Source organism: Betaproteobacteria bacterium, from assembly GCA_016194905.1.
GTDB lineage: Bacteria > Pseudomonadota > Gammaproteobacteria > Burkholderiales > JACQAP01 > JACQAP01.
This window is the reverse complement of sequence record JACQAP010000012.1, coordinates 140,600-160,294: the sequence shown is the minus strand read 5'-3', so window position 1 is coordinate 160,294 and position 19,695 is coordinate 140,600. Positions and strand designations below refer to the sequence as shown.

The window sequence follows — 19,695 nt, the reverse complement described above, 5'->3', positions numbered from 1 at the left end:
GTCCAAGCCGGTAAACATCACTATGTGGCCATCACTGCCTGCATGCGCAAAATGCTCGTCATCCTCAACGCCATGCTCAAGTTCAATCAACCTTGGAAGGCCCCTCACAATGCTTGACTTCTAACGCAGTTGCTCTGCGGTGAGCGCCTTTTTATCCGGATGAATCAATTAGGAGAAACGCCATGGGAATACTAAGCGGCAAACGCCCGACCGACCTGGGCGTCAAGAACGGAAATCTCAAAGCGCCGCCGTCTTCGCCGAACGCGGTCAGCAGCCAGGCGACCGGCGGTTACCATCAGATCGCTGCGCTTGCCTGCAAAGGCTCGCAGGAGCAGGCAATGAAAGCGCTCAAGGCGATCATCGAGAGCACGCCGAATATGCGCATTGTCGAGATGAAGCCGGACTATCTGTACGCCGAGTACACCAGCGCGCTGATCGGCTTTGTCGACGATGTCGAATTCTATTTTCCGCCGAATGGGAACATCATCCACGTGCGCTCGGCCTCGCGCCTGGGCTACAGCGATTTTGGTGTGAACCGCGAGCGCATCGAAGCCATCCGTGCAAAACTTGCCCAAGCCGGGGCCTGAACTGCCGGAGGAATCCGGCGCGACCATCGACCTGTCCGAAGAGATCCGGCCGTGGTGGCGGCGCTCGCCGCCGCTCGCGGCCGGCGCGGCACTGGCCATCGGTCTCGGTACGCTCTGGTTCGCCAACATGCTCGGCCGCGTGCCGCTCGACAGCCATGCGACATTCGGTTATCTGCTGATGCTGCCGCTGCTGCTGATTGTGCCGACCTTCTCCGCCGCGGGATTGCGGCTGTCGTGGCTGGCGCTGCGTGGCAGCCAGAACCTGTCGCGATGGATTATCGGAACGATCGTGCTGGCGGCAACGACGGCGAACATACTTGCGATTGCGGGCTTCGGAACCGCGTTGCTGCGCATCTTCGGCCATTGAAGCAACCGCTTCGACGCGCTGCCTGTGCAAATAAGAGGCAGCGCGTTATCGGAGAAACATTTTTACAAAGCCTAAGCGCCTGATCGCCACGTGCTTTTCCGGAGCGAACGGGGGTGTCAATAAACTGTCACATTCATGTAGAGACCGCGTGTTAGCGTGTTGCGGCCTTCATCACCCGGACCCTTCCACCCATGGACAAGATCGCACTCCCGCCGCCGATCGCCAACGCCGCCGACTACATCGACGCCCTGACCCGAGCGCGTACGCAGTCTGTGGTCAAGAAGAAAGTCATTCCAGGCCGCCGCATGCGGGATAAATTCCGCGAGGAAACGGTGGTCGTCGAGGTCGTCAAGAAACCGGGCTGAACCGGATACCCCTCCAATAAAAAAGACGCGGCTTGAGCCGCGTCTTTTTTTTGACACCGATCAGGGATTCTTGTCTACGCTGAGCGCCCCCGAGCCGTACACGACGAGGTAAAGCATGCCGCCCATGATCGCGAGATTCTTCATGAACTGGATCTGCTGCATCATCGCCTGCTCCGGCGGAGAAGCCCAGAACGCGTGAAAGAAAATCCCGGCCAAGAAAGCGAAGATGAACAAGGCCGCCGCAGCCCAGCGCGCCTTCCAGCCGATCACCAGCATAATGCCGCCGCCGAGTTCGACGATGATTGCGACGATCGCACCCAATTGCGCCGCGGGCAAGCCCGCGGACTGGATGTAGCCGACCGTCCCGTCGAAACCGACGATTTTCCCGAAACCGGAGATGATGAAAATCAGGGCTAACAGGATGCGCCCTACCAGCGGTCCGAACTTCTTCACAATATCCATGGCTTCTCCTCCGTTGTTGTTAAACGATAAGAACCACTTCAACTGCCACTGCTGCAATGCCGCCTGCGTAACAGGGCAAACGGCGACTGACGCATAATTCGGTTCGATAGTGTCTGCCAGTGCAGGCAAAGAATAAAGGCGTTCTTCGTATCAATCACCGTTCACCAAAGTTGTGCCGAGCGACGTTCTGATGCGCTGGTTTGGGCTGCGTCCGTCTCTCCCGGTCTTCGAATCGCCGCTCAACCCTACTGATTCTTCCGGCGGCACACGCTGTTCGGCCGTCGTAGCCAACCGGGCATGCTTCCTGCACTCGGTGAACACAGTTCAGCGATGAGCTCGGCCAAACCCGAATGACACGCAGACGGAGACAACAAGATGAACCTCACTCCCACCGAACTGGAAAGGTTGACCATCTTTACCGCAGCCGAACTGGCCCGCCGTTACCGCTCGCAGGGTATCCGGCTGAGCCATCCGGAAGCGGTGGCATTGATCTCCGACGAAGTCCTGACTGCGGCCCGCAAAGGCATGACGCACGCCGATCTCGTGGACTACGGCCGTTCGCTGCTCACGACCGACGATGTCGAACCCGGCGTCGAGCACATGATCCCCTTCCTGTGCGTGGAAGCCTGCATGGCGGAGGGCACCAAGCTGGTGACGGTATTCGATCCGATTAAACCCGGCCCGACTAAACCCGGCCGCACCGCGCAGGCCGCCGAACCGAGCCGCATTGAACCGATTCCTGGCGAAATTATCACGCAAGCGGGCGAGATCGAGATCAATGCGGGGCGTGAAAGCGTTTCCGTCGATGTGCTCAATACCGGGGATCGCGCGATCCAGGTGCGCAGCCATGCGCATTTCTTCGAGGTGAACCGTGCGCTCAAATTCGACCGCGCAGCATCCTTCGGCATGCGGCTCGATCGCCCTTCCGGAACCGGTATTCGTTTCGAACCCGGCGAAATTGTCCACGTGCACCTCGTGCGCATCGGCGGCACCGGCAACGTCCGCGGCTTCGGGCGGCTCACGGAAGGCTCGATCCATTCGGGCGAGGTGAAGCAGCGCGGCCTGAGGCTCGCAAAGGAACGCGGTTACCGGGGAGCCTGACCGTGGCAAAGCTCTCGCGTGCCGCTTACGCCAATCTGTACGGCCCGACCCGCGGCGACCTGGTGCGCCTCGCCGACACCTCGCTGCTCGCCGAGGTGGAGCACGACTTCGCGCACTACGGCGACGAACTGACCACCGGCGCGGGCAAGTGCATGCGCGACGGCGAAGGCTTCCAGCCCACGGGCACCTATGCCTCGGGCGCGCTGGACATGGTGGTGCAGAACGCCACGATCATCGACGCCGTGGCCGGAATCGTCAAAGGCGACATCGGCATCTGCGACGGCAAGATCGTCGGCATCGGCAAGGCCGGCAATCCCGACATGATGAACGGCGTGGACATGAGACTGCGCTGCGGGCCGAACACGACGGTCGTCCACGGCGACGGTTTCATCGTCACCGCCGGCGGCATCGAAGCCCACGCGCACTTCATCTCGCCGCAGCAATGCCATCACGCGCTGGCCGGCGGCACTACCACCATGATCGGCATGACGCCCGGGCCGCACTTCGACGTGAGCTGCTCGGGACCGAATGTGCTCGGGCAGTTGATCCGGGGCGCCGATGAGTTCCCGCTCAACTTCGGCTTCCTCGGACGCGGCTGCATGGATCCCGGCGCGGTGGAGGAATCGGTGGCGGGCGGCGCACTCGGCGTGAAGATCCACGAAGATTTCGGCGCGTCGCCGGCCATCCTCGACGGCTCGCTGGTCGCGGCCGATCGCAACGATTTCGCCGTGCACATCCACACCGACACCATCAACGAGTTCGGCTTCTGCGAAGACACGCTGGCGATGATCGGCGATCGCAGCGTGCACATGTATCACACGGAAGGCTCCGGCGGCGGCCACGCGCCCGACCTGATCCGGGTCAACGGCATGCCGAACGTGCTGCCCTCCTCCACCAACCCGACCAATCCTTTCACGCCGGCCGGGCTCGACGAGGGTGTGCCGATGACCATGCTCGCGCACTTCCTGAATTTCGGCGTGCCGGAAGACGTGGCCTTTGCGGAGATGCGCGTGCGGCCGCAAACCATGGCGGCGGAAGATGTGCTGCACGACATGGGCGCGATCTCGATGTTCGCCACCGATACGCAGGGCATGGGAAGGCTCGCCGAGAACATCGCGAAATGCTGGCAGCTCGCCAGCGTGATGAAGGATCGCCAGGGCCGCCTGCCGGAGGAAAAAACGGCGCGGGCGGACAACGAAAGGATCAAGCGTTACATCGCGAAGTACACGATCAATCCCGCGCGCGCCGCCGGCATCGACCGTTACGTCGGTTCGATCGAGCCGGGCAAGATGGCCGACCTCGTCATCTGGCCGCGCGCGAGCTTCGGCATCAAACCTTTCCTGGTGATCAAAGGCGGCTTCGTCACGTGGTCAGCGATGGGCGACGGCAACGGCAGCATCTTCATGACCGAACCGATGGTGCAGCGGCCGATGTGGGGCGCGCTGGGCCGCGCCAAGAATGCCCTGTCCGCCACATTCGTCAGCCAGCTCGCGATCGACAACGACGTGCAGCGCAAGCTCGACGTGCAGAAACCGATGCTGCCGATCACCAGCGTCCGCCGCCTCGGCAAGAAGGACATGCTGCATAACGACGCGCTGCCGGTCATCACGGTCGACGCGCAGACCTTCGACGTGCGTGCTGACGGCAAGCTGCTTCAGGTCGATCCGGTTACGCGCGTGCCTTTGTGCAGGAAATATTTGTTGCGCTGATCGCACATCGTAACGGTTGCGCCTTCACCAATTCGGTGCCGCGTGTTGCGGATTTGGTGCGAGCCCGGCTTCTTCACTGCCGGCAAAAAAGAACGGTTACATCCGCCATTCCCGCACCCGATTCATTGCTAATTCCGGACGTTAACGATTTCATCGTGGCGTGAATTCGAGCGGGCACGCTTCGTGCGAACGCGGATGCGGGCTTGGTTCGGTGGATCAATCTTGATGAGCAGTATTGTTGCTTTTTTCTTCGACGTGCTCGCCTACAGCTCGATATTCGTGCTGGTGGTGCTCGGCCTCGGCGTCATCGCCAGCATGATGGGCATCTTCAATTTCGCGCACGGCGAACTCGTGCTTCTCGGCGCCTACACCGTCTATGCATTCGAGAAGCTCGGCCTGCCCGCGTGGGCCGGCATGACCGCGGCTCCGTTTGTCGTCGCATTGATCGGCCTGATCCTGGAACGCGTTGCGATCCAGCGTTTTTACGCGACGCCGGTGATCGCCATGCTCGGCACCTACGCGATAGGAATGGCGTTGCGCGAAGCGGTGCGCGCCATGCTGGGCGGACAGTTCTATAGCGTAACGGCGCCGCTGGTCGGCTCATTCGCGTTCGGCGACATCTCGATATCGAAGTGGCGCACGGCGGTCATCATCATCACCGCGCTGGTGATGATCGGCTGCTGGTTCCTTCTCGCCCGTACCCGCTTCGGCCTGCGCGTGCGCGCCTCGCTGGAAAATCCGGCGCTTGCGCGCGCCTCCGGCATTTCCACGTCCCGCGTCTATGCGGCGACCTTCGCTTTCGGTTCGGCACTCGCCGGGCTGGCAGGCGGCCTCATGGTGCCGATCTATTCGGTCAGCGCCGACATGGGCGTGCCCTTTCTCATCAAGTCCTTCCTCGCCGTGATGCTGGGCGGGATGGGCAGCTTCGAAGGTTCGATTGCCGGTGCGGCGCTGGTGGGCGGCACGAGTGTGGCGCTGCCATGGGCGATCAAGCCGGTCGTCGCCGATGTTCTGGTTTTCATCATCGCCATCGCGATCGTGAAAGTTCGGCCGGGAGGCCTTTTATCTTCATGGGGGAAACGGTAATGACGCAGGACAAGCGAAATGGTCAGCTCGAATCCGAACAGCGCCGGCTGTTCCTGCAGCGCGCCAGTCTGCTGTCGGGAATGATCGCACTGGGTGGTGGAAGCTATCTTCTGAATCCCAGGGGCGCCTGGGCCGCCGATCCGATCAAGGTCGGCATCGCCACCGACCTGACCGGACCGATCGGCTACGCCGGCATTCCGAATTCGAACGTGGCGAAAATGGTGGTGGAAGACCTCAATGCGGCGGGCGGCCTGCTCGGGCGTCCCCTGCAGATGATCCTCGAGGATACGGCCAGCAATGAGGCGCTCGCCGTTACCAAGGTGCGCAAGCTGGTGCAGAAAGACAAAGTCGATGTCGTGCTCGGCGGCATCACGAGTTCGATGCGCAACGCCATCAAGGACACCATCGTCAACCGCGGCAAGACGCTCTACATCTATCCGCAGTTGTACGAAGGCAAGGAATGCACGCCTTATCTTTACTGCACCGGGCCGACACCGGCGCAGCAATGCGACACGTTCATTCCGTGGCTGATCAAGAATGGCGGCAAGAAATTCTATCTGCCTTCCGCCGACTATGTCTGGCCGCACGTGCTCAACGAGTACGCGAAGAAGACCATCATCAAGAACGGCGGTGAGGTGGTCGGCGAGGAATATTTCCCGGTCGACCACAACGAGTACAGCGCCACGGTCAACAAGATCATGTCGAGCGGCGTCAACGTCGTCTTCAACACGACGATTCCGCCCGGCGTCGCGGCTTTCTTCAAACAGTTGTACGAAGCCGGCTTCCAGAAGAAGGGCGGACGGCTCGCCTGCGTCTACTACGACGAGAACGCGCTCAACATCACGCCGGCCAACGAGATCGAGGGGCTGGCAACCTGCCTGGATTACTTCAAGGCGCTGAACGATCCGTTCGGCGACAAGCTGCAGGTGGAATACACGAAGCAGTTCGGCACCAAGAATCCGTTCACTGCGGGCAGCGCATCGACCGGCATGTATCGCGGCCTCAAGCTCTGGGAGATGGCCGTGAAGGAAGCCAAGAGCGTCAAGCGCGAGGACGTGGCCAAGGCGCTGGATCACGCCAAGGTGGCGGATGGCCCCGGCGGCGGCTTCGAGATCGTACCCGGCTCGCTGCACACCAAGATGAACATGTACATCGCGGTGGCAAAGAACGGGAAGTACGAAATCGTCGAGAAGAGCAACGGACCGGTCATGCCGGGCGAGTGCGGCTGATTTTTTCGACAAGCTGTTTCAGCGGAAGCGCCGGGCCTCGTGCCCGGCTTCCGTGAACCGATATCGACCGACATGTCTGCCCTGACTCCCGCTCCTGCAGCCGCCCTTCCGCGCCGCGTGATCCCTTACATCGAGGGCGTGCTGCTCATCTCGTTCCTGCTACTGCCGCTTGCAGTGGATGACTTCTGGGTGCTGTTCTTCACGCGCGTGTTCATCCTCGGGCTGCTGGCGTTGTCTTTCGATCTGGTGTGGGGTTACGCCGGCATTCTGTCGTTCGGCCAGGCGCTGTTCTTCGGCGTCGCCGGCTACAGTTGCGCGCTGCTCGCCACCAAGGCCGGCATCACTTCGATCCTGCTGTTGCTGCCGGTCGCAGCGCTGGTCGGACTGGCGGTGTCGGTGGCTCTCGCCTTCCTCGTCATCCTCGGCAAACGCGTGCCAACCAGCGTCTTCGTCGCGCTCGGCACTTTGACCGGCTCCTATGTGGTGGAACGCCTGGCACGCGGCTGGTCCTACGTCGGTGGACAGAACGGCATTCCGTCGCTGCCGCGACTCACCATGTTCGGTCACGAAATTGCGGAAGGACCGGTCTATTACTATTTCGCGCTGGCGATTCTCGCGCTGATCTATCTGGGTTTGCGCTGGCTGACCCGTTCCCAGTTCGGTCTGGTGCTCGCCGGCATTCGCGAACAGGAAACCCGCATCGCCTTCTTCGGCTATCACGTGCAGAACTACAAAGGCGTGGTATTCGCGATCGCCGGATTGATCGCGGGCTTGAGCGGCGGGCTGTACGCCTTCCACGAAGGCTACGTCGGCCCCGGCCAGCTCGGGCCCGTGCTGTCGACGCAAGTGGTGTTGTACGTGCTGTTCGGCGGCGTCGGCACGCTGATCGGCGGCATCATCGGCGTCGCCATGATCGACCTGTTCAGCTACTTCCTGTCGCAGCAATGGGAAACCGGCTGGCCGATCGTGCTCGGGCTCCTATTGCTGATCGTGGTGATGTTCAAGCCGACGGGATTGATCGGATTCCTGGTGACTGCGCGCGAACGCGTCGGGTCTTTCGGCAGGCGCGCGCCGAAGCCGAAGGGCAGAGAAAAACCTTCGACCGCGGCGGCAGAGGTCACATGAGTTCGCCCTCCGGATCCGCGAGCGTTCTCGAAGTGCGCGGCGTCAAAAAAATATACTCCACGCTCACCGCGCTCGGCGGGGTCGACCTCACCGTCACCGGGCGTTCGTTCCACGGACTGATCGGGCCGAACGGTTCGGGAAAAAGCACGTTGCTCAAATCGATCGCCGGCGCCGAAACGCCGACCGAGGGGTCGGTGAAATTCCTCGGCAACGACATCACCCATGCGACGCCGGCGGAGCGCTCGCGCGTAGGCATGAGCCTGAAATTCCAGATCACCAGCATCCTGCCGGCGCTCAGCGTCTACGACAATGTGCTGCTCGCGGTGCAGGCGCAGGATTCTATGCCGGCCCTGTTCCTGTCGCGCACGCGCGAGCCGCTGCATCGGCGCATCATGGACATGCTGGTGCAGTTCCGGCTCGACGGGCGTCCCGACGAACTCGCCGGCGCGCTGTCGCACGGCCAGCAACAATGGCTCGAGATTGCGATGGCGCTGGCACGCGAGCCGAAGCTGCTGCTGCTCGATGAGCCGACCGCCGGTATGAGCCCGCAGGAGCGGCGCGCCACCGGCGACCTGCTGGCTCCGATCAGGCAACGCTGCTCGCTGCTGATCGTCGAACACGACTTGGATTTCATACGCGACATCTGCGATACGCTGACGGTGCTCGACCAAGGGCACATCGTCGACAGCGGTCCCACGCAGGTCGTGCAGAACAGCGAAAAGGTCAAGGAGGCCTACCTCTCCCATGCCTGATATACCACTCGCCGCCGCTCCGCTGCTCGAAGCGGCGAGCCTGTGCACTTACTACGGCACCAGCCAGGCGCTGTTCGACGTTTCGCTCAGGGTCCCGTCGCGCGGCGGCGTGGCCATCCTCGGACGCAACGGCGCGGGCAAGACCACGCTGCTGAAGACGCTCTCGGGAGACCTGAAGCCGGCGCGCGGCACCATCCGCTTCGACAATGTCGACACCACCAGGTTGCGCACCGAGCAGCGCGTGCGCGCGGGAATAGGTTACGTTCCGCAGGAACACGGCGTGTTCGCGAAACTCACGGTGCGCGAGAACCTGCTTGTCGGCGCGATGGCGACCACCAACGGCGAACTGGGAATCGACGAAGTGGTGGCGCTGTTCCCCAAGCTCGGCCAGCGCATGTCGCAACAAGCCGGCACGCTATCCGGCGGAGAGCGCAAAATGCTGGCCATCAGCCGCGCGCTGCTGGCGCGCCCCTATCTGCTGATGCTGGACGAGCCGACGGAGGGCGTGTGGCACGGCGTCATCGACGAGATCGCCGAACGGCTCGAGCAACTGGCAAGGAAGATAGCCATTGTCATCGTCGAGCAGCACCTGAAGCTGGCGCTGGGAGTTTCGCAGTACTGTTATGTCATGGATCGCGGGCGCATTGCGCTTCGCGGCGAATCCGGGCAGGTTCGCGACGATCCGGAGCTAATCCGTCTGCTCGCACCCTGATTTCCAATCGGGGATTTTTCACAATAAACCAGAAGGAGGCCATCATGGTGCAGTATCCGACGCCGGAACAAATCTGGGACGCCGCTGAGGAAGTCGGCCTTGCCCTCACCGAGGACGATGTGAAGTCCTACCTCGGGCTGATCAAACCCAACATCGACGCCTACAATCTCGTCGATGCGATGCCGGACTATCTGCCGCCAGTGAAGTATCCGCGCACGCCGGGCTACTTCCCGGACCCTTCAGAGAATCCGCGCAATGCCTGGTACGTGAGGACCTCGATCAAGGGCGCGTCCTCGGGTCCGTTGAAGGGGAAAAAAGTCGCCGTGAAAGATAACGTCATGGTGGCCGGTGTGCCGATGATGAATGGCAATTCGATACTTGAAGGCTACGTGCCCGACATCGACGCGACCGTCGTCGCGCGCCTGCTCGACGCCGGCGCGGAAATTATCGGTAAGACACACTGCGAGTCCTATTGCATTTCCGGCGGCAGCCACACGGGCGCGAAGGGCCCGGTGCACAACCCGCACAAGATGGGCTACTCCGCCGGCGGTTCGTCGTCGGGCAGCGGTGTTGCGGTATCGCTCGGGGAAGCCGACCTCGCGCTCGGCGGCGACCAGGGCGGCTCCATCCGCATGCCGTCTTCCTGGTGCGGCATTTACGGCATGAAGCCCACGCACGGACTGGTGCCCTACACCGGCATCATGCCGATCGAGATCACCGTCGACCACACCGGGCCGATGACCGCGACGGTAGCCGACAATGCGTTGATGCTCGAAGTCATCGCCGGACCGGACGGCTACGATCCGCGCCAGTACGGCGGATCGAAGAAGGTCAAGTATTCGAAAATGCTCGACGGCGGTGTCAAGGACCTGAAGATCGGCGTGGTCAAGGAAGGTTTCGGCCGGCCGGAATCGGAAGCCGCTTCCGATGCCAAGGTCAGGAAAGCAACCGAGTTGTTCAAGAAGCTCGGCGCGAAAGTCGAGGAGATCTCCATCCCCGCGCATCTGATCGGGCCGGCGATCTGGACGCCCATCGGCGTGGAAGGCATCGCTCAGACCATGATGCTCGGCGACGGTTACGGACTTAGCCGCCAGGACTTGTACGTGACCAGCCTGATCGACAAGCTGCACGGCTGGCAGTTGCGCGCCAACGAATTGTCGGAAACGACCAAGGTACTGACGACGCTCGGCGTATACATCAAGAAGTATCACGGCAGCCACTACTACGGCAAGGCAATGAACGTCACGCGGCGGCTGATCGAAACCTACGAAGCCTCGCTGGCGCAGTACGACTTGCTGCTGATGCCAACCATGCCGATGAAGGCGCAGCCGCTGCCTGCGCCCGGATGTTCGCGCGAGGAATATTTCCAGCGCGCCCTGGAGATGATCGGCAACACCTGCCCCTTCGACATCACCCATCATCCGGCGTTGACCGTGCCCTGCGGCTTCGTGGACGGCCTGCCGATCGGGATGATGCTGATCGGCAAGCACTACGATGAAGCGACGATCTACCGAGCGGCTTACGCGTTCGAGCAGGCGGAGGATTGGAAGAAGATGTGACTGGTGACTGGTGACTGGTGCCCCGCAAGGGGGTACCGGCCTGCGGCCATAACTGGTGACTGCGATTAGATAGTTGCTTTTGAGTTGGTTCCCGGAAATTCTGCCTTTTCCAATTGCCAATCACTAATCACCAATCACCAATCACTGCGCAGCCGCGCCGCTTCGCGGCGCTACTGCGCCGTCCACCCTCCGTCGATCGAGTAGGCCGAGCCTGTGATCGACGCGGCGGCATCGCCGGCGAGAAACACCGCGAGTGCGGCGACTTCGTCGACCTTCACGAATTCCTTCGACGGCTGGCGCTCGAGGATGACTTTGTCGATCACTTCCTCGCGCGGAATCCTGTGCGCCTTGCTTTGATCGTCGATCTGCTTCTCGACCAGCGGCGTCAACGCATATCCGGGACAGATCGCATTGCAGGTGATTCCTTTGCCAGCGGTCTCGAGCGCCACGGACTTGGTCAGCCCGACCAGGCCGTGCTTGGCGGCGACATAAGCCGACTTGAACGGCGACGCCACCAGTCCATGTGCGGAGGCGATATTGATGATGCGACCCCAGTTGCGGGATTTCATGCCGGGCAGCGCGGTGCGGATGGCGTGAAATGCGGAGGACAGGTTGATCGCCAGGATCTGGTCCCATTTCTCCACCGGGAATTCCTCTACCGGCGCGACATGCTGGATGCCGGCGTTGTTGACCAGCACATCCACCGAGCCGAAACGCCTTGCCGTCTGATCCACCATCGCGGCAATTTCCGGCGATTTGGCCATGTCCGCGGACGAATACAGCACGGTGACCTTGTGCTCGGCGGCAATCGCGGCCCGCAGCTTCTCGATCTGCACCGCATCGCCGAAGCCGTTAAGCATGACGTTGCAGCCCTGCGCCGCGAACGCGCGCGCGATGCCAAGCCCGATGCCGCTGGTCGACCCGGTGACGATGACGGATTTACCTTTCAACATGTTCAACGAGATTCCTTCGAAGACAAAATTCAGTGTAGCAGACGTCTCAGTCCGGTTTGCCCAGCCTGCCGACAAAACCCGCGATCGCCGCGATGGTGGCGTCCTTCTGCGAGCTCTGGTGCGGCGAGTGGGCGCAGTCCGGCAGCATCAGCGTTTCGACCGGCCCCGAGACCTGGCGCGCAATTGCCTCGATCTGCGCCACGGTGCCATATTGATCGTCTTCGCCCTGGATCAGCAGCACCGGCACAGCGATCCCGGCCAGAACCTCCTCGATGTTCCAGCGCCGGAAGTCGGGATGCAGCCAGATGTCGTTCCAGCCGCGGAAGGTCGACACGGCATCATCGTGATAGCGTCCCAGCCTTTCGGCGAGATCAGTGTTCTGAAAAATCGTCTTCGCCTCGGCGATGCTCTGCACGGTGACGTCTTCCACGAAGACGTGCGGCGCCATCGCCACCACGCCGCTCACCGGACGCTTGCCGGAACCAGCATGAATCAACGCGATCGAAGCGCCGTCGCTGTGGCCGACGAGGATCGGTGTTTCGACGCCGAGCCGGTCCAGAAGTTCGGGCAACACATCGAGCGCTTCGCGATGCATGTAGTCCACGTTTCGCGCGGCGACGAGCCGGTCGGATTTTCCGTACCCGTAACGCGAATACACGATCGCCTGGCAGCCGGTCACCGCAACGACGCTCTGGGGAAAGCTTTTCCACATCCCCACCGATCCCAGTCCTTCGTGCAGAAAGACCAGTGCAGGTCGTCCAGCGGCTGCCGCTTCAGACGATCCGGCAGGACGGAGATGGTTGTATTCGAGGCGATGGCCGCCGGCAGAGACAAATTGCACGGATCAAGGGCGTGGGAACAGGACCCGCGATGTTAACCCAGCACGGCGGGGATGGCCTAGATGCCGAGGTGACGCTGCAACGCTTCCGGAACGCGCTTCAGATCGGCTGCACTGCCTTCGAGCACGACGCGGCCTTTGACCAGCACAATGTTCCGGTCGGTTATCGACGCGACCGCCGAGAAATTCTTGTCGACGATGATCGCCGACATGCCGCTCTCGCGCAGTTGCCTGAGAATGGCCCAGATTTCACGCGCGACCAGTGGCGCCAGTCCTTCCGTCGCTTCGTCCAGGATCAGCACGTCGGGATTGGTCATCAGCGCGCGGCCGATGGTCAGCATCTGCTGTTCGCCGCCGGACAGTTGCTGTCCGCCGTGCCGCAACCGCTCGGCAAGACGCGGGAATACGGACAACACCCGCTCGAAAGTCCAGTCGCGTTTGCCGCCGACTCCGGGCCGGGCCGCCATGACCAGATTCTCCTTGACGCTCAGGCCGGAGAAAATTCCGCGGCCCTCAGGAACGTAAGCGATGCCCGCGCGCGCGATGCGATGCGGCGCCGAGCGCATCATGTCCATGCCGCGCACTTTCACTTCGCCCGCGCGCGGCGGCAGCAATCCGAGGATGCTTCGCAGCAGCGTGGTCTTGCCCATGCCGTTGCGTCCCATCAATCCCACCGCCTCACCGCGATTGAGCACGAGATCGACGCCATGCAACACATGGCTCGCGCCGTAATACGCGTGAATGCCTCTGGCCTCTACTAGTACCTCAGGCACGGCAACACCCAACGCAGAGGCGCAGAGATCGCAGAGGACGCAGAGATAAAACGAAAATGAATTGGGGATGGGAGTTGATTTTCATTCTCGGGTCATTCGTGCCGTCCGGTGATGACCATTAACCCACAAGCGGTACGATGAAAAACCCATATCAAGATTTTCCTCCGCGCCCTCTGCGTTCTCTGCGCCTCTGCGTTGGGTGTAATCGTATGGGTGTAGGCACTAGTCAACCCCAAGATAAGCCTCCTGCACGGCGCGGCTGGAACGGATCTGTGAGGGTAGGCCGGATTCGAGAACGCGGCCGTTGACCATCACGGTGAGCGTGTTCGCGACGGCGAACACGACGTCCATGTCGTGCTCGACCAGCAGGATGGCGTGAGTTGCCGTCAGCTCGCGCAGCAAGGCGACAATGCGCACCGATTCCTCCGCGCCCATGCCGGCGAGCGGCTCGTCGAGCAGCAACACGCGCGGGCGCGTCGCCAGCGCCATCGCGATTTCGACCTGGCGTTGTTCGCCGTGCGACAGCGCCGACACCGCGACATCCCCGCGACCAGTGAGACCCGCCTGCACGAGCGCCCGACGCGCGGCCGCGTTGATGTCCTTCCGTGCGAGGGCCGGCCGGAAAAAATGCATCGAGCTCGGCAGGCGCGACTGCGCAGCAAGGCGGCAATTCTCGAACGCGGTGAACGGCAGGAAAAGATTGGTCTTCTGGTAGCTGCGTGCGACGCCCAGTTGCGAGATGCGGTCCGCGGCAAGCCCGGTGATGTCCCGGCCTTCGAACAGCACCTGGCCGGCGCTTGCGGGCAGATCGCCCGACAACAGATTGATGAGCGTGCTCTTGCCGGCGCCATTCGGACCGATGACAGCGTGCACCTGTCCCGTCTCGCAGGCCAGCGACACATCGCCGACGGCGGCCAGTCCGCCGAAATGGCGCGACAATCCACGCGTCTGCAGGATCGCCTCAGTCATCGGCCCTACCCCGTCGCAACAGGCGGGCGATGCCTTTCGGCAGATGCAACGCCACCAGCACGATGGCGATGCCCATCGGCAACTGCCAGTGCTTGCCAAGATTGACGTCGCCCGCCATCGGCAACGATTGCAAACCGAGTTCCAGCAGCAGCATCGCCGCCGCACCGATGACGGGGCCCGCCAGCGTGCCCATGCCGCCGAGGATCACCATCATCAACACGGCACCGGACAAATGCCAGCCGAGCATGTCGGGATTGACCACACCGAACTGCGCCGCCGCGAGATAACCCGCCAGGCCGGCCAGCATGCCGGCCAGGACAAAGCAGGCGAGCTTGTAGCGGAAGGTCGCGAACCCGAGCGAACGCATGCGCTGCTCGTTGACGCGAATGCCGGCGATGACGCGACCGAACAGCGACGCGCGCAACACGCCGATGAAGCCGAACACAATCAGGAAGAGCGCGAGCACGACAAAATAGAAATCGCCGAATTTCTCCAGGTCGAACGGACGCCAGCCGAAGAGGCCGGCATCGGGCCGGACATAGATATACATGCCGTCGGAACCGCCGGCGATGCCGGTGTCGTGCAACAGGAAATGGAGCATCTGCGCGAACGCCAGCGTGGCCATGATGAAATAGATACCGCCGGTGCGAAGTACCAGCACGCCGATGACCAGCGCCAGCGCACCGGCCGCCATCATCGCCAGCGGCAGGCTGGCCCAGAAATTTGCCGATTGATATTGCGGCGAGGACAGCGCCAGGCAATAGCCTGCGATGCCGAAGAATGCCGCATGGCCGAGGCTCACCAATCCGGCATGGCCGACCAGCAGATTGAGGCTCATGGCGAATATCGCCATGATCAGGATGCGGGTTGCGAACTGGACCGTGAACTTCTCCGCAACCAAAGGCAGCAAGGCGAGTGCTATGACAACGATGACGGTGGCCATTGCCAAAGAACGCGAGCGCGACATCACGATCTTTTTCCGAACAACCCGGCCGGGCGCCACAGCAATACGACCGCCATGAGCAGATAAACGCTCATGCCGGCCAGTTCCGGCAGCAATCGAAAGTCGCCGATCTTCAGCTCGACGACTTTGCCGAAGGTATCCACCAGGCCGATCAGCAACGCGCCGACCAGCGCGCCCTTTACCGATCCGATGCCGCCGATGACCACCACCACGAAGCAGACGATCAGAACCTGATTGCCCATTCCCGGAAATACCGAGGACACCGGTGCGGCAATCATGCCGGCCAATGCGGCCAGGGCCACGCCGAGCGCGAACACGAAGCGGTACAGCAGATCGATGTCGATGCCGAGCGATTGCACCATCTCGCGATTGGTTGCGCCGGCGCGGATCATCATCCCCAGGCGCGTACGCTGGATCAGAAAGTAGAGGAGCAACGAAAACACGACGCAGACGGCGGAGATCCACAAGCGGTAGACGGGATAGGAAAGCGTATCGGTCAACGGAATCGATGCGGAAAGCAGCTCCGGCATCGGCACGCCATGGACTTCGTCGCCCCAGACGATACTGCGCAATTCCTCGACGATGAGGATCAGTCCGTAGGTCAGCAGGACTTGCTGCAGGTGCCCGAGTCGATAAAGCCGCCGGATCAGCAACCATTCAAGCAACAATCCCAGAATCACCGACAGCACGATGCCGGCGGGAATGGCGAGCCAGAGGCTGCCGAAGTGCATGGACAGCGACCACGCCAGATACGCCCCGACCATGTAGAAGCTGCCATGGGCGAGATTGATGATGCCCATGATGCCGAAGATCAGCGTCAGGCCGCCCGCGATCAGGAACAGCAAAAGGCCGTACTGGACGGCATTGAGCAACTGAATCAGGAAAGTCGCGAAATCCATTTAAGGCGGTACACCCAACGCAGAGGCGCAGAGAGCGCAAAGGACGCAGAGAAAATCAAAAGAGAGTGTATGTCAGATTGGCTGGCCAGATTCTACCTGCATGGACGCATGCCAACGCCCCAATTCATGTTTCCTGCTCTTCCTCTGCGTTCTCCTTTTTCTCTGCGCCTCTGCGTTGGGTTTTCGCTGTTGACCTATCCCAGCTTGCAGCCGCGGGCGGGATCTTCTAGCGCTTTCCAGGCGACGCCGATGACCTTGTTGTCGCCCTTTTCCACGCGGCGCAGATAGATGTCCTGGATCGGATTGTGCGCCTTCGACATTTTCCACTGGCCGCGCGGACTGTCGATGACCGCGCCTTCCATCGCGGCGATTACCGCTTTCTGATTGCCGATGTCGCCTTTCACTTTCTCCAGCGCCTGCGCGAGCAAGAGGCCGGTATCGAAGCCCTGCACCGAATACACATCGGGTTCGGTCTTGTACACTTTGCCATAGGCGGCGCGAAACGCCTTGTTGCGCGAATTATCCAGCGAGTCGGCGTAGTGCAGCGTGGTGAGCAGGCCGTCGGCGGCCTCCCCCTGCGCGGCCAGCACGCCTTCGGTGAGGAAGCCCGAACCGTACAGCGGGATCTTGTCCTTCAGGCCCGCCGCCGCGTAGTCCTTCACGAACTTGACGGCACCGCCGCCGGCAAAGAAGCAGGCAACGGCATCGGGTTTGATCGCGGCGATCTCGGTCAACAGCGCCTGGAACTCGACGTTCGGAAACGGCACGAACAACTCTTTCACCACCGTTCCGCCCGCCGCAGTGAAGCCTTCCTTGAACGACGCCAGCGATTCCTCGCCCGCGGCGTATTTCCAGGTGATGAATACCGCTTTCCTGTGGCCTTTGTCGAACATGACCTTGCCGAGCGGATGCACCGGTTGCCAGTTCGAGAATGACGTACGGAACACATTCGGCGTGCAGAGCGCGCCGGTCGCGGCGTCGGCTCCCGCATTCGGAATGAGCATCAGGGTGCCGGTTTCCTTCGCTACCTTGAGCATGCCCATCGCGACACCCGAGTGCACCGAGCCGACGAGAACATCGACCTTGTCGCGAGTGATCAGCCGGTTGGCATTGTCCGTCGCCTTGGAAGGTTCCGACTCGTCGTCCACTTTGAAGAATTCGACTTCGCGGCCGCCGAACTTCCCGCCCGACTGCTCCAGCGATAGCTTCAACCCATTTTCGATGGCGGCGCCGAGCTGTGCATACGTGCCTGTGTAAGGCAGCATGAGCCCGAGGCGAAGCTTTGCCGATTGCGCAAGCGCGATCGACGGCAGCAGCGATGCACTCGCGAGGGCACCTGCACCGATCAGAAACTCACGCCTGCCCTGCTGGTAAGGTTTGTTGTCGTTCATAGCCGGTTTCCTCTGGAATCCCTTGTGGAACCGTGTGGGCACGCCTTCCCATACTTACCCCTGCCGGTTCCTCAACTTGAAGCGCTGGATCTTGCCGGTTGCCGTCTTTGGCAGTTCGGGAATGAACTCGACCCAGCGCGGATATTTGTAAGGCGCGAGCCGGTCCTTCACGTGGCTCTTGAGCGTGTCGGCCAGCGCCGGCGCCGCGGCGACGCCCACCTTGGTGACGACGAATGCTTTCGGTTTGATCAGATTCTGGTCGTCCGGCACGCCGATCACCGCGGCTTCGAGCACATCCGGATGCGTCATCAGCGCCGCTTCGACTTCGAACGGCGACACATACATGCCGCTGACCTTCAACATGTCGTCCGAGCGCCCGCAGTAGGTGTAATAACCTTCTGTATCCTGCGTGTACTTGTCGCCTGCGCGTGTCCATGGTCCGACGAATGTCGCCAGCGTCTTCGCGCGATTACCCCAGTACTGGATTGCGCTGGTCGGGCCGTTGATCTGCAGTTCGCCGATCTCGCCAATCGCAACGTCTCTTCCCTGTTCGTCCGCGAGTCGAATCCGGTAGCCGGGTACCGGCTTGCCGGTGGTGCCGTAGCGCACTTGGCCCGGCTGGTTGGAGAGGAATATGTGCAGCATCTCGGTGGAGCCGATGCCGTCGAGGATTTCCACACCGAAGTGTTCGGTCCAGCGACGGCCGAGATCTGCCGGCAGCGCCTCGCCTGCCGACGTACACACACGCAACGCAATTTCTTGCCTGCGCGGTAGATCCGGACTGGCGAGGAGCGCTCCGTAGAGCGTCGGCACGCCGTAGAAAATCGTCGGACGATGTTCCTTGAGGCGCTTGAATACCGCCGCGGGCGTCGGCCGCTCCGCCATTAATATCGCGGTGGCGCCGACGGCAAGCGGGAACGTCAGCGCATTGCCCAGTCCGTAGGCAAAGAACAGCTTGGCCGCAGAGAACACGATATCGCTTTCACGAATGCCGAGTATCGGTTTTGCATAGAGTTCTGCCGTCTGGATCAGGCTCGAATGAATGTGCACGGTGCCTTTCGGCGCTCCTGTGGAGCCCGAGGAATAAAGCCAGAAGCAGGCGTCGTCCGCGGCAGTAGGCGCCGGAGCGAATGTCGTTGCTGCACTTGCCATGAGTTGCTGCAGATGAGGGTGGCCGTGAGCATCTTTGCCCGAAACGATGACGTGCTTGAGGAAAGGCGGCTTTTCAAGCAACGGTGCGAACGCCGGCAGCAGCGCCTCCGAGACGATCAGTGCGCGAACGCGGCTGTCCTCGAGCATGAACTTGTAATCGGCGGTGGTCAGCAGCGTGTTGGCGCTCACCGGTACGATGCCGGCCTTGATCGCACCGAGGAATACGCTGGGGAAATCGATCGTGTCCAGGTGCGCCAGCATGACCCGGTTTTCCATCTCCAGGCCGAGTCCGGTCAACGCATTGGCGGCGCGATTGACGCGCTCGGCCAGCTCAGCGTACGTGTAGCGCCCCTGGTCGTCGACGTAAACCGTCTTGCCGCCTCGTCCGGCGACGAGATTACGCTCGACGAGATCGTGCGCCGCGTTGTAATCGCGTGGAACCTCGATCAACGGCGGGCTGACGCTGTGATCAGCCTGGCTCAATCCTGTCACGCCCCTCCTCCCTCTTTTGGTTCCCGTCAGGGCAGAGACCGCCCTCCGGTTCCTGGACGGAATATACCAGCCGCTCTGCTTCTAGAGCGAATTCAACTTCAAATTCTCAACGCAGAGGCGCAGAGGACGTAGAGATCGCAGAGAAATGCCAGAAAAGATGAGATTGCGTCGGTTCATGTTGAGCAACTAGATGCCTGGAAGGAACATGAC

The 19,695-nt window shown here is 61.7% G+C and carries 21 protein-coding genes; 12 read left to right on the top strand and 9 right to left on the bottom strand.

Annotated features, from left to right (window positions below; all coding sequences use genetic code 11):
* The 4 genes from HY067_07420 to HY067_07405 form a co-directional block, all read left to right on the top strand.
* Window positions 1–117, top strand: a 117-nt coding sequence (locus tag HY067_07420) for an IS110 family transposase (GenBank protein ID MBI3527783.1), incomplete at its 5' end; no start/stop codon positions are given.
* Window positions 118–182: 65 nt separating this feature from the next.
* Window positions 183–587 (top strand): DUF1499 domain-containing protein, encoded by a 405-nt coding sequence (locus tag HY067_07415; protein MBI3527782.1) that lies wholly within the window; start codon window positions 183–185, stop codon window positions 585–587.
* Window positions 559–954 (top strand): hypothetical protein, encoded by a 396-nt coding sequence (locus HY067_07410; GenBank protein ID MBI3527781.1) that lies wholly within the window; start codon window positions 559–561, stop codon window positions 952–954. Before HY067_07415 ends, HY067_07410 begins: the two co-directional genes overlap by 29 nt.
* 191 nt (window positions 955–1,145) lie before the next feature.
* The gene (locus tag HY067_07405) at window positions 1,146–1,319 is read left to right on the top strand and encodes a hypothetical protein (GenBank protein MBI3527780.1); all 174 of its coding nucleotides are present in this window, start codon (window positions 1,146–1,148) and stop codon (window positions 1,317–1,319) included.
* A 60-nt stretch (window positions 1,320–1,379) separates the two neighbouring features.
* Here HY067_07405 and HY067_07400 read toward each other — a convergent pair whose 3' ends face one another.
* Window positions 1,380–1,781, bottom strand: a complete 402-nt coding sequence (locus HY067_07400) for a DoxX family protein (protein ID MBI3527779.1) — start codon at window positions 1,779–1,781, stop codon at window positions 1,380–1,382.
* Window positions 1,782–2,156: 375 nt separating this feature from the next.
* Here HY067_07400 and ureB point away from each other — a divergent pair, with 375 nt between their 5' ends.
* The 8 genes from ureB (at window position 2,157) to HY067_07360 (ending at window position 11,054) form a co-directional block, all read left to right on the top strand.
* On the top strand, window positions 2,157–2,882 hold the full coding sequence (gene ureB, locus HY067_07395) for an urease subunit beta (protein MBI3527778.1): 726 nt from the start codon (window positions 2,157–2,159) through the stop codon (window positions 2,880–2,882).
* A 2-nt stretch (window positions 2,883–2,884) separates the two neighbouring features.
* A complete protein-coding gene (ureC, locus tag HY067_07390; protein MBI3527777.1) occupies window positions 2,885–4,591 on the top strand; it encodes an urease subunit alpha in 1,707 nt (568 codons plus the stop codon).
* Between the two features lie 225 nt (window positions 4,592–4,816).
* Window positions 4,817–5,677 carry a branched-chain amino acid ABC transporter permease gene (locus tag HY067_07385; protein MBI3527776.1) on the top strand — a complete coding sequence of 287 codons (861 nt, stop codon included), beginning with the start codon at window positions 4,817–4,819 and terminating at the stop codon, window positions 5,675–5,677.
* Window positions 5,677–6,906 carry a substrate-binding protein gene (locus HY067_07380; GenBank protein MBI3527775.1) on the top strand — a complete coding sequence of 410 codons (1,230 nt, stop codon included), beginning with the start codon at window positions 5,677–5,679 and terminating at the stop codon, window positions 6,904–6,906. Before HY067_07385 ends, HY067_07380 begins: the two co-directional genes overlap by 1 nt.
* 72 nt (window positions 6,907–6,978) lie before the next feature.
* Window positions 6,979–8,031 carry a branched-chain amino acid ABC transporter permease gene (locus HY067_07375; protein MBI3527774.1) on the top strand — a complete coding sequence of 351 codons (1,053 nt, stop codon included), beginning with the start codon at window positions 6,979–6,981 and terminating at the stop codon, window positions 8,029–8,031.
* Window positions 8,028–8,783: an ABC transporter ATP-binding protein gene (locus tag HY067_07370; GenBank protein ID MBI3527773.1), complete on the top strand. Its 756-nt coding sequence runs from the start codon at window positions 8,028–8,030 to the stop codon at window positions 8,781–8,783. The genes HY067_07375 and HY067_07370 overlap by 4 nt, the downstream gene beginning before the upstream one ends.
* Window positions 8,776–9,495: an ABC transporter ATP-binding protein gene (locus tag HY067_07365; GenBank protein ID MBI3527772.1), complete on the top strand. Its 720-nt coding sequence runs from the start codon at window positions 8,776–8,778 to the stop codon at window positions 9,493–9,495. Before HY067_07370 ends, HY067_07365 begins: the two co-directional genes overlap by 8 nt.
* A 41-nt stretch (window positions 9,496–9,536) precedes the next feature.
* Entirely contained in the window at window positions 9,537–11,054 is a 1,518-nt protein-coding gene (locus HY067_07360) for an amidase (protein MBI3527771.1), read from the top strand.
* Between the two features lie 170 nt (window positions 11,055–11,224).
* Here HY067_07360 and HY067_07355 read toward each other — a convergent pair whose 3' ends face one another.
* From HY067_07355 to HY067_07320, 8 genes are all read right to left on the bottom strand, one after another.
* Window positions 11,225–12,007, bottom strand: coding sequence for a 3-hydroxybutyrate dehydrogenase (locus HY067_07355; GenBank protein MBI3527770.1), 783 nt, complete (start codon window positions 12,005–12,007; stop codon window positions 11,225–11,227).
* 46 nt (window positions 12,008–12,053) lie between these two features.
* Window positions 12,054–12,719: an alpha/beta hydrolase gene (locus HY067_07350; GenBank protein MBI3527769.1), complete on the bottom strand. Its 666-nt coding sequence runs from the start codon at window positions 12,717–12,719 to the stop codon at window positions 12,054–12,056.
* Between the two features lie 185 nt (window positions 12,720–12,904).
* Window positions 12,905–13,618, bottom strand: coding sequence for an ABC transporter ATP-binding protein (locus HY067_07345; GenBank protein MBI3527768.1), 714 nt, complete (start codon window positions 13,616–13,618; stop codon window positions 12,905–12,907).
* A gap of 222 nt (window positions 13,619–13,840) precedes the next feature.
* On the bottom strand, window positions 13,841–14,587 hold the full coding sequence (locus tag HY067_07340; GenBank protein MBI3527767.1) for an ABC transporter ATP-binding protein: 747 nt from the start codon (window positions 14,585–14,587) through the stop codon (window positions 13,841–13,843).
* On the bottom strand, window positions 14,580–15,554 hold the full coding sequence (locus HY067_07335; protein MBI3527766.1) for a branched-chain amino acid ABC transporter permease: 975 nt from the start codon (window positions 15,552–15,554) through the stop codon (window positions 14,580–14,582). Before HY067_07335 ends, HY067_07340 begins: the two co-directional genes overlap by 8 nt.
* Window positions 15,554–16,450 carry a branched-chain amino acid ABC transporter permease gene (locus tag HY067_07330; GenBank protein MBI3527765.1) on the bottom strand — a complete coding sequence of 299 codons (897 nt, stop codon included), beginning with the start codon at window positions 16,448–16,450 and terminating at the stop codon, window positions 15,554–15,556. Before HY067_07330 ends, HY067_07335 begins: the two co-directional genes overlap by 1 nt.
* Window positions 16,451–16,644: 194 nt before the next feature.
* Window positions 16,645–17,841, bottom strand: a complete 1,197-nt coding sequence (locus HY067_07325) for an ABC transporter substrate-binding protein (GenBank protein ID MBI3527764.1) — start codon at window positions 17,839–17,841, stop codon at window positions 16,645–16,647.
* A gap of 54 nt (window positions 17,842–17,895) precedes the next feature.
* Window positions 17,896–19,485: a benzoate-CoA ligase family protein gene (locus HY067_07320; GenBank protein MBI3527763.1), complete on the bottom strand. Its 1,590-nt coding sequence runs from the start codon at window positions 19,483–19,485 to the stop codon at window positions 17,896–17,898.
* Between the last annotated feature and the right edge of the window lie 210 nt (window positions 19,486–19,695).

What these genes read in the sequence shown, in the direction of transcription:
- HY067_07415 (MBI3527782.1), top strand. Translation starts at nt 183, where the DNA reads ATGGGAATACTAAGCGGCAAACGCCCGACCGACCTGGGCGTCAAGAAC.
- HY067_07405 (MBI3527780.1), top strand. Translation starts at nt 1,146, where the DNA reads ATGGACAAGATCGCACTCCCGCCGCCGATCGCCAACGCCGCCGACTAC.
- HY067_07400 (MBI3527779.1), bottom strand. Translation starts at nt 1,781, where the DNA reads ATGGATATTGTGAAGAAGTTCGGACCGCTGGTAGGGCGCATCCTGTTA.
- ureB (MBI3527778.1), top strand. Translation starts at nt 2,157, where the DNA reads ATGAACCTCACTCCCACCGAACTGGAAAGGTTGACCATCTTTACCGCA.
- HY067_07385 (MBI3527776.1), top strand. Translation starts at nt 4,817, where the DNA reads ATGAGCAGTATTGTTGCTTTTTTCTTCGACGTGCTCGCCTACAGCTCG.
- HY067_07380 (MBI3527775.1), top strand. Translation starts at nt 5,677, where the DNA reads ATGACGCAGGACAAGCGAAATGGTCAGCTCGAATCCGAACAGCGCCGG.
- HY067_07375 (MBI3527774.1), top strand. Translation starts at nt 6,979, where the DNA reads ATGTCTGCCCTGACTCCCGCTCCTGCAGCCGCCCTTCCGCGCCGCGTG.
- HY067_07370 (MBI3527773.1), top strand. Translation starts at nt 8,028, where the DNA reads ATGAGTTCGCCCTCCGGATCCGCGAGCGTTCTCGAAGTGCGCGGCGTC.
- HY067_07365 (MBI3527772.1), top strand. Translation starts at nt 8,776, where the DNA reads ATGCCTGATATACCACTCGCCGCCGCTCCGCTGCTCGAAGCGGCGAGC.
- HY067_07355 (MBI3527770.1), bottom strand. Translation starts at nt 12,007, where the DNA reads ATGTTGAAAGGTAAATCCGTCATCGTCACCGGGTCGACCAGCGGCATC.
- HY067_07350 (MBI3527769.1), bottom strand. Translation starts at nt 12,719, where the DNA reads ATGTGGAAAAGCTTTCCCCAGAGCGTCGTTGCGGTGACCGGCTGCCAG.
- HY067_07340 (MBI3527767.1), bottom strand. Translation starts at nt 14,587, where the DNA reads ATGACTGAGGCGATCCTGCAGACGCGTGGATTGTCGCGCCATTTCGGC.
- HY067_07335 (MBI3527766.1), bottom strand. Translation starts at nt 15,554, where the DNA reads ATGTCGCGCTCGCGTTCTTTGGCAATGGCCACCGTCATCGTTGTCATA.
- HY067_07330 (MBI3527765.1), bottom strand. Translation starts at nt 16,450, where the DNA reads ATGGATTTCGCGACTTTCCTGATTCAGTTGCTCAATGCCGTCCAGTAC.
- HY067_07325 (MBI3527764.1), bottom strand. Translation starts at nt 17,841, where the DNA reads ATGAACGACAACAAACCTTACCAGCAGGGCAGGCGTGAGTTTCTGATC.